The following is a 12634-nucleotide window of genomic DNA, read 5'->3' on the forward strand; positions in this document are numbered from 1 at the left end:
TGCTCGAGCTGGTCGAAATGGAAGTTCGCGAACTCCTGTCGAAGTACGAGTTCCCGGGCGACGACCTGCCGATCATCCAGGGTTCGGCCAAGCTGGCACTGGAAGGCGACAAGGGTCCGCTGGGCGAAGAAGCCATCATGAAGCTGGCTGACGCGCTCGACACGTACATCCCGACGCCGGAGCGCGCCATCGACGGCACGTTCCTGATGCCGGTGGAAGACGTGTTCTCGATCTCGGGTCGCGGTACCGTGGTGACCGGTCGTATCGAGCGCGGCATCATCAAGGTCGGCGAAGAAATCGAAATCGTCGGTATCGCCATGGACGGCGACAAGCCGAAGATCGACAAGACGACCTGCACGGGCGTCGAAATGTTCCGCAAGCTGCTCGACCAAGGTCAGGCAGGCGACAACGTCGGTATTCTGCTGCGCGGTACGAAGCGTGAAGATGTCCAGCGTGGTCAGGTTCTGGCCAAGCCGGGCTCGATCAAGCCGCACCGCAAGTTCTCGGGTGAGGTCTACATCCTGTCGAAGGATGAAGGTGGTCGTCACACCCCGTTCTTCAACAACTATCGTCCGCAGTTCTACTTCCGTACGACGGACGTGACGGGCTCGATCGCTCTGCCGGCCGACAAGGAAATGGTCATGCCGGGCGACAACGTGTCGATCACGGTCGACCTGATTCAGCCGATCGCCATGGAAGAAGGTCTGCGTTTCGCAATTCGCGAAGGTGGCCGTACCGTCGGCGCCGGCGTGGTTGCCAAGATCCTCGACTAATTGCGGATTCGCTGAAATGGGTGCCGGCGCCCGCCGGCGCCCGTTTCGTAAAGTCTGTTTGCTCTTTTGATTTACCCGGCACCCGAACGAGGGCTGCCACGCTCTTTGGAGAATTTCCATGCAGAACCAGAAAATCCGTATCCGCCTGAAGGCTTTCGACTACCGCCTGATCGACCAGTCGGCCGCCGAAATCGTTGAAACCGCCAAGCGCACTGGCGCGATCGTCAAGGGCCCGGTGCCCCTGCCGACCCGCATCGAGCGTTTCGACATCCTGCGCTCGCCGCACGTCAACAAGACGTCGCGCGACCAGCTCGAAATCCGCACGCACCAGCGCCTGATGGACATCGTCGATCCGACGGACAAGACCGTTGACGCACTGATGAAGCTGGATCTGCCGGCTGGCGTCGACGTCGAGATCAAGCTGCAGTAACGCTCAAGAGCGACTTTGTGCTGGAAAGCCCCGCCAATGCTGACTCGGCGGGGTTTTTGTTATGCGATTTAGCAACACTTGTCAAGCGATAAAAGCTCGTCTATAATGGCGGGCTCAAGTGTAGTTTTTAAAAGATGGGCCACATCCGTGGGCCATCCTTTTATCATTTAGCCCCGGCCAATCGCAGTCGGGAATGGAGAAAATCATGAGCCTTGGCCTTGTCGGTCGCAAGGTTGGCATGACGCGTATTTTCACGGACGACGGCGATTCGATTCCCGTCACCGTGCTCGACGTGTCTAACAACCGTGTGACGCAAATCAAGACGGATGAAACGGACGGCTACACCGCCGTTCAAGTCACTTTCGGTAAGCGTCGCGCCACGCGCGTGACCAAAGCCGCCGCCGGTCACTACGCGAAAGCGGGTGTCGAAGCCGGTGAAATCCTCAAGGAATTCCGCGTCGATGCTGCCAAAGCTGCTGAACTGCAGCCGGGCGCAGCCGTTGGCGTCGATCTCTTCCAGGTGGGCCAGAAGGTCGACGTGCAAGGCGTGTCGATCGGTAAGGGCTACGCCGGTACCATCAAGCGCTACAACTTCGCTTCGGGCCGTGCTTCGCACGGTAACTCGCGTTCGCACAACGTGCCGGGTTCGATCGGTATGGCGCAGGATCCGGGTCGTGTGTTCCCGGGCAAGCGCATGACGGGTCATCTGGGTGACGTCACCACGACGGTACAGAATCTCGAAATCGCGCGCATTGACGCTGAACGTGGCCTGATCTTCGTGAAGGGTGCCGTTCCGGGCGCCAACGAAGGCAAGGTTTTCGTGACCACGGCAGTCAAGGCCAAACTCGCGAAGGGAGCGTAACAATGGAACTGAAGCTCCTGAATGAGCAAGGTCAGGAAGGCGCCGGTGTCAACGCGTCGGACGTCGTGTTCGGCCGTGACTACAACGAAGCGCTGATCCATCAGGTCGTGGTGGCTTACCAGGCCAACGCCCGCAGCGGCAATCGTGCGCAGAAAGACCGTGAACAGGTCAAGCACACGACCAAGAAGCCGTGGCGCCAGAAGGGTACGGGCCGCGCTCGTGCCGGTATGTCGTCGAGCCCGCTGTGGCGTGGCGGTGGCCGTATCTTCCCGAATTCGCCGGAAGAGAACTTCACCCACAAGGTCAACAAGAAGATGTACCGCGCCGGTGTGTGCTCGATTCTGTCGCAGCTCGCCCGTGAAGGACGTCTGTCGGTGGTCGAGGACATCAAGCTGGATGCGCCGAAGACCAAACTGCTCGCTGAAAAGATCAAGGCCATGGGTCTTGAATCGGTGCTGCTGATCACGGATAGCGTGGACGAGAACCTGTTCCTGGCCTCGCGCAATCTGGCTCACGTTGCCGTCACCGAGCCGCGTTTCGCCGACCCGCTGTCGCTCATCTACTTCAAGAAGGTGCTGGTGACGAAGGGCGCGATCGCCAAGATTGAGGAGATGCTGTCATGAGCGACGTGCGTAAAAATGACCATCGTCTGTACCAGGTCCTGCTCTCGCCGGTGATCTCCGAAAAGGCGACGCTGGTGGCTGACAAGAACGAACAAGTGGTGTTCCAAGTTGCACGCGACGCGAACAAGCAAGAAGTGAAGGCTGCAGTCGAGCTTCTCTTCAAGGTGGAAGTCGAGTCGGTGCAGATCCTGAACCGCAAGGGCAAGCAAAAGCGCTTTGGCCGCTTCATGGGTCGTCGCGACCACGAGAAGAAGGCCTACGTGAGCCTGAAGCCGGGTCAGGAAATCAATTTTGAAGCGGAGGCCAAGTAATCATGGCACTCGTCAAAACGAAACCGACGTCGCCGGGCCGCCGTTCGCTGGTCAAGGTCGTCAACAAGGATCTGCACAAGGGCAAGCCGTTCGCCCCGCTGCTTGATACCAAGAGCAAGACCGCTGGCCGTAACAACAACGGTCACATCACCACCCGTCACATGGGTGGCGGTCACAAGCAGCACTATCGTATCGTCGATTTCCGTCGCAACAAGGACGGCATCACGGCGAAGGTTGAGCGTCTGGAATACGATCCGAACCGCAGCGCGAACATCGCCCTGCTGTGCTACGCCGACGGCGAGCGTCGTTACATCCTTGCACCGAAGGGCATGACCGTCGGCCAGCAAGTGGTGAGCGGCTCGGAAGCGCCGATCAAGGCGGGCAACACGCTGCCGATCCGCAACATTCCGGTCGGTACCACGATCCACGGCATTGAACTGCTGCCGGGCAAGGGCGCGCAAATCGCTCGTGCTGCCGGTACCTCGGCCATGCTGCTGGCTCGCGAAGGCACGTACGCTCAAGTGCGCCTGCGTTCGGGTGAAGTGCGTCGCGTGCACATCGAGTGCCGCGCGACCATCGGTGAAGTCGGTAACGAAGAGCACAGCCTGCGTCAATTGGGCAAGGCCGGTGCAAAGCGTTGGCGCGGTATTCGCCCGACCGTTCGCGGTGTGGCGATGAACCCGGTGGATCACCCGCACGGTGGTGGTGAAGGTCGTACGGCCGCTGGTCGTCATCCGGTCAGCCCGTGGGGTCAGCATACCAAGGGTAAGCGTACCCGCTCGACCAAGCGCACCGACAGCATGATCGTTCAGCGTCGCAAGAAGCGTTAATTGGAGCTAGCAAATGACTCGTTCTGTTAAAAAAGGTCCGTTTTGCGACGCTCACCTGCTGAAAAAAGTGGAAGCGGCGGCTGCATCGCGTGACAAGAAGCCGATCAAGACCTGGTCGCGTCGTTCGACCGTCCTGCCTGATTTCATCGGCCTGACGATCGCTGTGCATAACGGCCGTCAACACGTGCCGGTGTACGTGACGGAAAACATGGTCGGCCACAAGCTGGGTGAGTTCGCGCTCACCCGTACCTTCAAGGGCCATGCGGCCGACAAGAAGGCGAAGAAATAAGGGGCCGACCATGGAAGTGAAAGCAATTCATCGCGATGCTCGTATCTCAGCGCAAAAAACGCGTCTGGTCGCTGACCAGATTCGTGGACTGCCGCTGGAGCGCGCACTCAATGTCCTGACCTTCTCGCCGAAGAAGGCCGCGGTCATCATCAAGAAGGTGCTCGAGTCGGCTATTGCCAACGCCGAGCACAATGAAGGTGCTGACATCGACGAACTGCGCGTCAAGGGCATTTACGTCGACAAGGCGACCTCGCTCAAGCGCTTCACCGCGCGCGCTAAGGGCCGTGGCAACCGCATCGAGAAGCAAACCTGTCACATTACTGTGACGCTGGGCAACTAAGGGGTCACGATGGGACAGAAAATTCATCCGACTGGCTTCCGTCTGGCTGTCAGTCGTAACTGGGCTTCGCGTTGGTACGCCAACAACCAGAACTTCGCGCAGATGTTGAAGGAAGACATCGGCGTTCGCGAATATCTGAAGAAGAAGCTGAAGAACGCTTCGGTCGGCCGCGTCATCATCGAGCGTCCGGCGCGTAATGCTCGCATTACGATTTTCAGCTCGCGTCCGGGTGTTGTGATCGGCAAGAAGGGCGAGGACATCGAAATCCTCAAGGCCGAGCTGCAAAAGCGCATGGGCGTGCCCGTGCACGTGAACATCGAGGAAATCCGCAAGCCGGAAACCGATGCGCAGCTCATCGCCGATTCGATCGCTCAGCAGCTCGAGCGCCGTATCATGTTCCGTCGCGCAATGAAGCGTGCGATGCAGAACGCGATGCGTCTGGGTGCCCAAGGCATCAAGATCATGAGCGCAGGCCGTCTGAATGGTATCGAAATCGCCCGTACCGAGTGGTACCGCGAAGGCCGTGTGCCCCTGCACACGCTGCGCGCTGACATCGACTACGCAACCTCGGAAGCGAAGACGACGTACGGCATCATCGGTATCAAGGTGTGGGTATACAAGGGTGACACGCTGGGCCGCAACGACGCTCCGGTGGCTGAAGAGCCGACCGAAGACAAGCGTCCGCGCCGCAACGCGCGTCCGGGCGACCGCCGCCCCCGTCGTGACGATGCTGGCGATAAGGCCGGCGCGAAGCGCGGTGGTGCACGCCGCCCGGCTGGCAAGCCTGAAGGCGACGCCAAGACTGGAGAATAATCATGCTGCAACCGAAACGCAGAAAGTATCGCAAAGAGCAGAAGGGCCGTAACACTGGCGTTGCCACGCGTGGTAACGAAGTGTCGTTCGGCGAATTCGGCTTGAAGGCGGTCGGTCGTGGTCGTCTGACGGCTCGTCAAATCGAAGCCGCGCGTCGCGCCATGACTCGCCACATCAAGCGCGGTGGTCGTATCTGGATCCGTATCTTCCCGGACAAGCCGATCTCGCAAAAGCCGGCAGAAGTGCGTATGGGTAACGGTAAGGGTAACCCGGAGTACTACGTCGCCGAGATTCAACCGGGCAAGATGCTGTACGAAATGGACGGTGTGGATGAAGCGTTGGCGCGCGAGGCGTTCCGCCTGGCTGCTGCCAAGCTGCCGATTCAGACGACGTTCTTCGTACGTCGCCTTGGCGCCTGAGGGGAGAATTGAAATGAAAGCATCCGAACTTCGTGCCAAGGATCTCGACGGCCTGAACAAGGAACTGTCGGATCTGCTGAAGGCCCAATTCGGTCTTCGCATGCAAGCGGGCACCCAACAGTTGAGCAACACCAGCCAGCTGAAGAAGGTGCGCAAGGACATCGCGCGTGTGCGTACCGTGTTGACTGAGAAGGCGAGCCAGAAATGAACGATACCGCTAAGACCTCGCTGAAACGTACCCTCGTGGGTAAGGTTGTCAGCGACAAGATGGACAAGACGGTTACCGTGCTGGTCGAGCGTCAAATGAAGCACCCGCTCTACGGCAAGTACATCGTGCGTTCGAAGAAGTACCACGCGCACGATGAGGCCAACCAGTACAAGGAAGGCGATACGGTCGAGATTCAAGAATCCCGCCCGCTGTCGAAGACCAAGGCCTGGACGGTCTCCCGTCTCGTGGAAGCCGCCCGCATCATCTAAAGCGCGCTGAAGCGAAGGCTTGACTTGCAAGTCCGGAATTATCGTTGTATAATTCCGGACTTTCCGCTTCTTTCGCTAAAACCGGTCTTTGGTTTCGCAAGGGAGTGGATGGCTTCCGAAGCCGATTCGTATCCTCTACGGGTCTGGTTGAGGTAGCAAAGTTGTCCACTTTTGAACGACTCAACCCAAACGGCACTCTTTGGTGCTGACGGGGACCAAGACTGACCGATGCGTATGTGTCGGATTAAGTTGGGAAGATAACACCATGATTCAAACTGAAACCCGGCTCGAAGTAGCCGACAACACCGGTGCGCGTGAAGTGCTGTGCATCAAGGTGCTGGGCGGCTCCAAGCGTCGCTACGCCAGCATTGGCGACATCATCAAGGTCAGCGTGAAGGATGCTGCCCCGCGTGGTCGCGTCAAGAAGGGCGAAATTTATAACGCAGTGGTCGTGCGCACCGCCAAGGGCGTGCGTCGCCAGGACGGCTCGCTGGTCAAATTCGACGGCAACGCCGCCGTGCTGCTTAACACCAAGCTCGAGCCGATCGGCACCCGTATCTTCGGGCCGGTTACGCGTGAACTGCGTACCGAACGCTTCATGAAGATCGTGTCGCTGGCCCCGGAAGTGCTGTAAGGAGCCGACACATGAACAAGATTCGCAAGGGTGACCAAGTCATCGTGCTGACGGGTAAGGACAAGGCCAAGCGTGGCACGGTCCTGGCCATTGATGGCGACAAGTTGGTCGTCGACGGCGTGAACGTTGCCAAAAAGCACGTCAAGCCGAACCCGATGAAGGGTACGCAAGGTGGCGTGGTCGACAAGACGATGCCGATCCACGTGTCGAACGTGGCGCTGGTGGATGCCAATGGCAAACCGTCGCGCGTGGGCATCAAGGTCGAAGACGGCAAGAAGGTCCGCTTCCTCAAGACGACCGGTACGGTCGTCGGTGCCTAAGTCGCAGGGAGTATAGATAATGGCCCGTTTGCAAGAATTCTATAAAGACAAGGTTGTCGCCGAGCTGACAAAGCAGTTCGGTTACAAGTCTGTCATGGAAGTGCCGCGCATCACCAAGATCACCCTGAACATGGGCCTTGGTCAAGCCGTCGCCGACAAGAAGATCATTGAACACGCCGTTGGCGATCTGACGAAAATCGCTGGCCAGAAGCCGGTGGTGACGAAGGCTCGCAAGGCAATTGCCGGTTTCAAGATCCGCGAAGGTTACCCGATCGGTACGATGGTGACGCTGCGCGGCGAACGTATGTTCGAATTCCTGGATCGTTTCATCACCGTGGCCCTGCCGCGCGTGCGTGACTTCCGCGGTATTTCGGGTCGTGCGTTCGATGGTCGTGGCAACTACAACATCGGTGTGAAGGAACAAATCATCTTCCCCGAAATCGAGTACGACAAAATCGACGCGCTGCGTGGTCTGAATATCAGCATCACCACGACCGCGAAGACTGACGAAGAAGCCAAGGCTCTTCTGTCGGCGTTCAAATTCCCGTTCCGTAACTGAGGTAATCGTGGCTAAACTGGCACTTATCGAACGCGAAAAGAAACGCGCCCGTCTGGCGCAGAAGTTTTCTGCCAAGCGCGCCGCCCTCAAAGCGACCATCGAAGACACCAGCAAGTCGGAAGACGAGCGTTATGAAGCACGTCTGGCGCTGCAACAGCTGCCGCGTAACGCCAATCCGACGCGTCAACGCAATCGTTGCGACCTGACTGGCCGTCCGCGCGGTACCTTCCGCAAATTCGGCCTGGCCCGTAACAAGATCCGTGAAATCGCCTTCCGTGGCGAAATCCCGGGCGTGACCAAAGCAAGCTGGTAATAGGAGAAGCACCATGAGCATGAGCGATCCTATCGCCGATATGCTGACTCGCATCCGCAACGCTCAGATGGTTGAGAAAGCATCGGTGAAGATGCCCTCGTCCAAGCTGAAGGTCTCGATCGCCAAAGTCCTGAAGGACGAAGGCTACATCGAAGACTTCGCGGTTGAAGCAGAACAAACGAAGGCAGTGCTGAACATTGCACTGAAGTACTACGCTGGCCGTCCGGTGATCGAGCGCCTCGAGCGCGTGTCCCGTCCCGGTCTTCGTGTGTACAAGAGCCGCAACGACATCCCGCAGGTCATGAATGGCCTCGGCGTTGCAATCGTCTCGACCCCGAAGGGCGTGATGACTGATCGCAAGGCGCGCGCCACCGGCGTGGGCGGCGAAGTCATCTGCTACGTCGCCTAACCGAGGAGAGTTGAAATGTCTCGAGTAGGTAAGAGTCCCATTGCATTGCCGAAGGGCGTGGAAGCAACGCTGGCAGGCAATGTGTTGACGATCAAGGGTGCCCTGGGTTCGCTGACCCGCGGCGTTAATGCCCTCGTGAACGTCAAGATCGAAGACGGCACCATCACCTTCGCCCCGGCTGACGAAAGCCGCGAAGCGAATGCGCTGTATGGCACCGAACGTGCACTGGTCAACAATATGGTGACCGGTGTGAGCAAGGGTTTCGAAAAGAAACTGCAACTCGTTGGCGTGGGTTACCGCGCCAAGGCTGAAGGTGCAAACCTGAAGCTTGAGCTGGGTTTCTCGCACGATGTCGTGCATGCCATGCCGGAAGGCGTGAAGGCCGAGACCCCGACGCAGACGGAGATCATCATCAAGGGCGTTGATAAGCAACGCATCGGACAAGTGGCTGCGGAAGTTCGCGGTTACCGTCCGCCCGAACCCTACAAGGGCAAGGGCGTCCGCTATGCGGACGAGGTGGTGATCCTCAAGGAAACCAAGAAGAAGTAAGGGTGCGAAACATGGACAAGAAACAATCTCGTGTGCGCCGTGCTCGCCAGACTCGTATCAAGCTGGCAGCTCAAAAGGTGCATCGCCTTTCCGTGCATCGCACCAACGTGCACATCTACGCGCAAGTTTTTTCGGAAGACGGCACGCAAGTGCTGGCCAGCGCTTCGACGCTGGAAGCCGAAGTGCGCAAGGAACTGGGCGACAAGGAAGGCAAGGGTGGCAACGCTGCTGCTGCTGCGCTGATCGGCCGTCGTATCGCCGAGAAGGCGAAGGCAGCCGGCATCGAAAGCGTGGCTTTCGACCGCTCGGGCTTCCGCTATCACGGTCGCGTCAAGGCTCTGGCCGACGCTGCCCGTGAAGCCGGCCTCAAGTTCTAAGTAAGGATCCGTCATGGCAAAGATGCAAGCGAAAGTTCAGGCTGACGAACGCGACGACGGCCTTCGCGAGAAGATGATCGCGGTCAACCGTGTCACGAAGGTTGTGAAGGGTGGCCGTATTCTCGGTTTTGCCGCGTTGACCGTGGTTGGTGACGGCGATGGCCGCATCGGCATGGGCAAGGGCAAGGCGAAGGAAGTCCCGGTTGCCGTTCAAAAGGCAATGGAACAAGCCCGCCGTAACATGTTCAAGGTGCCCCTGAAGAACGGCACCCTCCAACACAACGTTCTCGGCCAGCATGGCGCCTCGCGCGTCCTGATGTCGCCGGCGAAGGACGGTACCGGCGTGATCGCCGGTGGCCCGATGCGCGCGGTGTTCGAGGTGATGGGCGTGACCAATGTGGTGACGAAGAGCCTTGGCTCGACGAACCCGTACAACCTGGTCCGCGCCACGCTCGATGGCCTGAAGAAACAATCGACTCCTGCTGACATCGCCGCCAAGCGTGGCAAGTCGGTGGAAGAGATCCTCGGCTAAGGGTGATCAATATGTCGCAGCAAACTGTGAAAGTTAAGCTGGTCAAGAGCCTGATCGGCACGCGTGAAGAACATCGCGCGACCGTCAAGGGTCTGGGCCTGCGTCGCCTCAATTCGGTCAGCGAGTTGCAGGACACGCCCGCTGTGCGGGGCATGATCAACAAGGTCTCGTACCTTGTGAAGATCGTCGACTGAGCGAGGGCAAAATGGAATTGAATTCGATTAAGCCGGCAGAAGGCGCCAAGCACGCCAAGCGCCGCGTTGGCCGTGGCATCGGTTCGGGCCTGGGTAAAACCGCCGGCCGTGGTCACAAGGGTCAGAAGTCGCGTTCGGGCGGCTTCCACAAGGTGGGCTTCGAAGGCGGTCAAATGCCGCTGCAACGTCGTCTGCCGAAGCGTGGTTTCAAGTCGCTGACGCGTCGTTTCGTGGGCGAAGTTCGCCTGTCGGACCTGAACAGCCTGCCGGTCGACGAGATCGATCTGTTGGTGCTGAAGCAGGCCGGTCTGGTGAGCGAGCTGTCGCTGTCGGCCAAGATCATCGCCTCGGGCGAGATCACCCGCAAGGTCGTTGTGAAGGGGCTGGGCGTCACCAAGGGTGCGCTCACTGCCATTCAAGCGGCCGGCGGTTCGGTCGCAGAGTAAGTTAGGTCACCCCGGAGCCAGCATTGGCCAAGTCTCCTAATCTCGCTAAGCCTGGTACGCAGGGCCCGAAGTATGCGGATCTGCGCCGGCGGCTGGTTTTCCTGCTGCTGGCGTTGATCGTCTACCGTATTGGTGCGCATATCCCGGTGCCGGGCATCGACCCCGATCAGCTGGCGCAGTTGTTCCAGCGCCAGTCGGGCGGGATCCTGGGCATGTTCAACATGTTCTCGGGTGGTGCGTTGTCGCGTTTCACGATCTTCGCACTGGGGATCATGCCGTACATTTCGGCGTCGATCATCATGCAGCTGCTGGCGATGGTTTCGCCACAGTTGGAAGCGTTGCGCAAGGAAGGCCAGGCCGGACAGCGCAAGATCACGCAGTACACCCGGTATTTCACGGTGATGCTCGCGCTCTTCCAGGCGGCGGCGATCGCAGTGACGTTGGAGAGCGAGCCGGGGCTCGTCGTCGATCCGGGCATGCTGTTCCGCCTGACGACGGTGATCACGCTCGTGACCGGCACGATGTTCCTGATGTGGCTCGGTGAGCAGATCACCGAACGCGGCCTCGGTAACGGTATCTCGATCATCATCTTTGGTGGTATCGCGGCCGGTTTGCCGAACGCTGTGGGCGGTCTGTTCGAGCTTGTCGGTACCGGTTCGATCGGTCCGTTCTCGGCCATCGTGATCTGTGCCCTCGTGGTGCTCGTGACGTTCTTTGTGGTTTTTGTCGAACGTGGTCAGCGCAAGATCCTCGTGAACTACGCCAAACGCCAGGTCGGCAACAAGGTGTACGGTGGCCAGGCTTCGCACCTGCCGCTCAAGCTGAACATGGCAGGCGTGATTCCGCCGATCTTTGCGTCGTCGATCATCCTGTTCCCGGCAACGATCGCGAATTGGTTCGGCGCAGGCGACAGCACGCGCTGGCTCAAGGATATCGCGGCGAAGTTGTCGCCGGGTCAGCCGATCTACGTGATGCTCTATGCGCTGGCGATCGTGTTCTTCTGCTTCTTCTACACCGCACTGGTGTTCAACAGCAAGGAGACCGCGGATAACCTGAAGAAGAGCGGCGCGTTCGTCCCGGGTATTCGTCCGGGCGATCAGACGGCGCGGTACATCGACAAGATCCTGACGCGCCTGACGCTGGCCGGTGCAGCTTACGTCACCCTGGTGTGTCTGCTGCCTGAGTTTCTGGTGTTGCGTTGGAACGTCCCGTTCTACTTCGGTGGAACCTCACTGCTGATTATCGTGGTGGTGACGATGGATTTCATGGCGCAAGTGCAGTCGTATGTGATGTCGCAACAGTATGAGTCGCTGCTCCGAAAGGCGAATTTCAAGGGCGGCAATAACATGACGCTTCGCTGATCGTGGATCATGTCGAAAGACGACGTTATACAAGTGCAGGGCGAGGTCCTTGAAAACCTCCCCAATGCCACCTTCCGGGTAAAGCTGGAAAATGGCCATGTAGTACTCGGACATATTTCCGGCAAGATGCGGATGCATTACATCCGAATCTTGCCTGGAGATAAGGTGACGGTAGAGTTGACGCCCTACGATCTGTCGCGTGCGCGGATCGTCTTCCGGGCGAAGTGATTAGAGAGAGGGAATTGTCATGAAAGTTTTGGCATCTGTTAAGTGCATCTGCCGCAATTGCAAGTTTGTGAAGCGCAAAGGCGTGCTGCGCGTGATCTGCAGTTCGGATCCGCGCCACAAGCAACGTCAGGGCTAATCGGCCTTTAACGCTATTTAGTTGGGGAATTACGAATGGCTCGTATCGCAGGGGTTAACATCCCGAACCACCAGCACACCGCAATCGGCTTGACGGCCATTTACGGTGTCGGCCGCACGCGCGCTCGCCAGATTTGCGACGCCGCTGGTGTGCCGTTCTCGAAGAAGGTCAAGGACCTCGACGACGCTGATCTCGAAAAGCTGCGTGATCAAGTCGGTCAACTGACGGTCGAGGGCGACCTGCGCCGTGAAGTGACCATGAATATCAAGCGCCTGATGGACCTGGGCTGCTATCGTGGTATGCGTCACCGCAAGGGCTTGCCGCTTCGCGGTCAGCGTACCCGTACCAATGCGCGTACCCGCAAGGGCCCGCGTAAGGCCGGCGTCTCGCTGAAGAAGTAACCAGAGGA

General features: G+C 58.9%; 26 protein-coding genes. All 26 read left to right on the top strand.

Features of this window, described 5'->3' with window-relative positions:
- Positions 1-773: EF-Tu C-terminal domain-related protein (locus tag PTE31013_RS14935; protein WP_246174598.1), on the top strand; the 773-nt coding region annotated here is incomplete at its 5' end.
- Positions 774-891: 118 nt separating this feature from the next.
- Complete coding sequence (gene rpsJ, locus PTE31013_RS14940; RefSeq protein WP_010804138.1) at positions 892-1203, top strand: 30S ribosomal protein S10; 312 nt, start codon at positions 892-894, stop codon at positions 1201-1203.
- A 205-nt stretch (positions 1204-1408) separates the two neighbouring features.
- Positions 1409-2065: a 50S ribosomal protein L3 gene (gene rplC / locus PTE31013_RS14945; protein ID WP_150613589.1), complete on the top strand. Its 657-nt coding sequence runs from the start codon at positions 1409-1411 to the stop codon at positions 2063-2065.
- A 2-nt stretch (positions 2066-2067) separates the two neighbouring features.
- Positions 2068-2688 carry a 50S ribosomal protein L4 gene (gene rplD, locus PTE31013_RS14950; protein ID WP_150613590.1) on the top strand — a complete coding sequence of 207 codons (621 nt, stop codon included), beginning with the start codon at positions 2068-2070 and terminating at the stop codon, positions 2686-2688.
- Positions 2685-2999: a 50S ribosomal protein L23 gene (rplW, locus tag PTE31013_RS14955; protein ID WP_017235800.1), complete on the top strand. Its 315-nt coding sequence runs from the start codon at positions 2685-2687 to the stop codon at positions 2997-2999. The genes rplD and rplW overlap by 4 nt, the downstream gene beginning before the upstream one ends.
- Before the next feature lie 2 nt (positions 3000-3001).
- The gene (gene rplB / locus PTE31013_RS14960; protein WP_044457326.1) at positions 3002-3829 is read left to right on the top strand and encodes a 50S ribosomal protein L2; all 828 of its coding nucleotides are present in this window, start codon (positions 3002-3004) and stop codon (positions 3827-3829) included.
- Between the two features lie 13 nt (positions 3830-3842).
- Positions 3843-4118 carry a 30S ribosomal protein S19 gene (gene rpsS / locus PTE31013_RS14965; protein WP_010804133.1) on the top strand — a complete coding sequence of 92 codons (276 nt, stop codon included), beginning with the start codon at positions 3843-3845 and terminating at the stop codon, positions 4116-4118.
- Between the two features lie 10 nt (positions 4119-4128).
- The gene (gene rplV, locus PTE31013_RS14970; RefSeq protein WP_150590305.1) at positions 4129-4458 is read left to right on the top strand and encodes a 50S ribosomal protein L22; all 330 of its coding nucleotides are present in this window, start codon (positions 4129-4131) and stop codon (positions 4456-4458) included.
- 9 nt (positions 4459-4467) lie between these two features.
- Positions 4468-5271, top strand: a complete 804-nt coding sequence (gene rpsC, locus PTE31013_RS14975; RefSeq protein WP_150613591.1) for a 30S ribosomal protein S3 — start codon at positions 4468-4470, stop codon at positions 5269-5271.
- A gap of 2 nt (positions 5272-5273) precedes the next feature.
- Positions 5274-5690 carry a 50S ribosomal protein L16 gene (gene rplP, locus PTE31013_RS14980; protein ID WP_010804130.1) on the top strand — a complete coding sequence of 139 codons (417 nt, stop codon included), beginning with the start codon at positions 5274-5276 and terminating at the stop codon, positions 5688-5690.
- A gap of 13 nt (positions 5691-5703) precedes the next feature.
- Positions 5704-5898, top strand: coding sequence for a 50S ribosomal protein L29 (gene rpmC / locus PTE31013_RS14985; protein WP_017235795.1), 195 nt, complete (start codon positions 5704-5706; stop codon positions 5896-5898).
- Entirely contained in the window at positions 5895-6167 is a 273-nt protein-coding gene (gene rpsQ / locus PTE31013_RS14990) for a 30S ribosomal protein S17 (protein ID WP_042113421.1), read from the top strand. The genes rpmC and rpsQ overlap by 4 nt, the downstream gene beginning before the upstream one ends.
- A gap of 265 nt (positions 6168-6432) precedes the next feature.
- The gene (rplN, locus tag PTE31013_RS14995) at positions 6433-6801 is read left to right on the top strand and encodes a 50S ribosomal protein L14 (protein ID WP_150613592.1); all 369 of its coding nucleotides are present in this window, start codon (positions 6433-6435) and stop codon (positions 6799-6801) included.
- 11 nt (positions 6802-6812) lie between these two features.
- Entirely contained in the window at positions 6813-7121 is a 309-nt protein-coding gene (gene rplX / locus PTE31013_RS15000) for a 50S ribosomal protein L24 (RefSeq protein WP_150613593.1), read from the top strand.
- A 19-nt stretch (positions 7122-7140) separates the two neighbouring features.
- Positions 7141-7680 carry a 50S ribosomal protein L5 gene (gene rplE, locus PTE31013_RS15005; RefSeq protein WP_010804125.1) on the top strand — a complete coding sequence of 180 codons (540 nt, stop codon included), beginning with the start codon at positions 7141-7143 and terminating at the stop codon, positions 7678-7680.
- A 7-nt stretch (positions 7681-7687) separates the two neighbouring features.
- Entirely contained in the window at positions 7688-7993 is a 306-nt protein-coding gene (gene rpsN, locus PTE31013_RS15010; RefSeq protein ID WP_017235792.1) for a 30S ribosomal protein S14, read from the top strand.
- Positions 7994-8006: 13 nt separating this feature from the next.
- On the top strand, positions 8007-8402 hold the full coding sequence (gene rpsH, locus PTE31013_RS15015; RefSeq protein ID WP_150613594.1) for a 30S ribosomal protein S8: 396 nt from the start codon (positions 8007-8009) through the stop codon (positions 8400-8402).
- Positions 8403-8417: 15 nt separating this feature from the next.
- Entirely contained in the window at positions 8418-8951 is a 534-nt protein-coding gene (gene rplF, locus PTE31013_RS15020) for a 50S ribosomal protein L6 (protein WP_026132332.1), read from the top strand.
- Between the two features lie 11 nt (positions 8952-8962).
- Positions 8963-9328 (top strand): 50S ribosomal protein L18, encoded by a 366-nt coding sequence (gene rplR / locus PTE31013_RS15025; RefSeq protein ID WP_010804121.1) that lies wholly within the window; start codon positions 8963-8965, stop codon positions 9326-9328.
- A gap of 13 nt (positions 9329-9341) precedes the next feature.
- Positions 9342-9860 (top strand): 30S ribosomal protein S5, encoded by a 519-nt coding sequence (rpsE, locus tag PTE31013_RS15030; RefSeq protein WP_010804120.1) that lies wholly within the window; start codon positions 9342-9344, stop codon positions 9858-9860.
- Between the two features lie 11 nt (positions 9861-9871).
- Positions 9872-10054 carry a 50S ribosomal protein L30 gene (gene rpmD, locus PTE31013_RS15035; protein ID WP_010804119.1) on the top strand — a complete coding sequence of 61 codons (183 nt, stop codon included), beginning with the start codon at positions 9872-9874 and terminating at the stop codon, positions 10052-10054.
- A gap of 11 nt (positions 10055-10065) precedes the next feature.
- Complete coding sequence (gene rplO / locus PTE31013_RS15040; RefSeq protein ID WP_039406343.1) at positions 10066-10500, top strand: 50S ribosomal protein L15; 435 nt, start codon at positions 10066-10068, stop codon at positions 10498-10500.
- A gap of 23 nt (positions 10501-10523) precedes the next feature.
- On the top strand, positions 10524-11861 hold the full coding sequence (gene secY, locus PTE31013_RS15045) for a preprotein translocase subunit SecY (RefSeq protein WP_150613595.1): 1338 nt from the start codon (positions 10524-10526) through the stop codon (positions 11859-11861).
- 9 nt (positions 11862-11870) lie between these two features.
- Entirely contained in the window at positions 11871-12089 is a 219-nt protein-coding gene (gene infA / locus PTE31013_RS15050; RefSeq protein ID WP_150613596.1) for a translation initiation factor IF-1, read from the top strand.
- A 19-nt stretch (positions 12090-12108) separates the two neighbouring features.
- A complete protein-coding gene (rpmJ, locus tag PTE31013_RS15055; RefSeq protein WP_010804115.1) occupies positions 12109-12225 on the top strand; it encodes a 50S ribosomal protein L36 in 117 nt (38 codons plus the stop codon).
- 35 nt (positions 12226-12260) lie between these two features.
- Positions 12261-12626 carry a 30S ribosomal protein S13 gene (gene rpsM / locus PTE31013_RS15060; protein WP_017235786.1) on the top strand — a complete coding sequence of 122 codons (366 nt, stop codon included), beginning with the start codon at positions 12261-12263 and terminating at the stop codon, positions 12624-12626.
- Positions 12627-12634 lie beyond the last annotated feature (8 nt).

The organism is Pandoraea terrigena (assembly GCF_902459705.1).
In the GTDB taxonomy this organism is placed as follows: Bacteria; Pseudomonadota; Gammaproteobacteria; order Burkholderiales; family Burkholderiaceae; genus Pandoraea; species Pandoraea terrigena.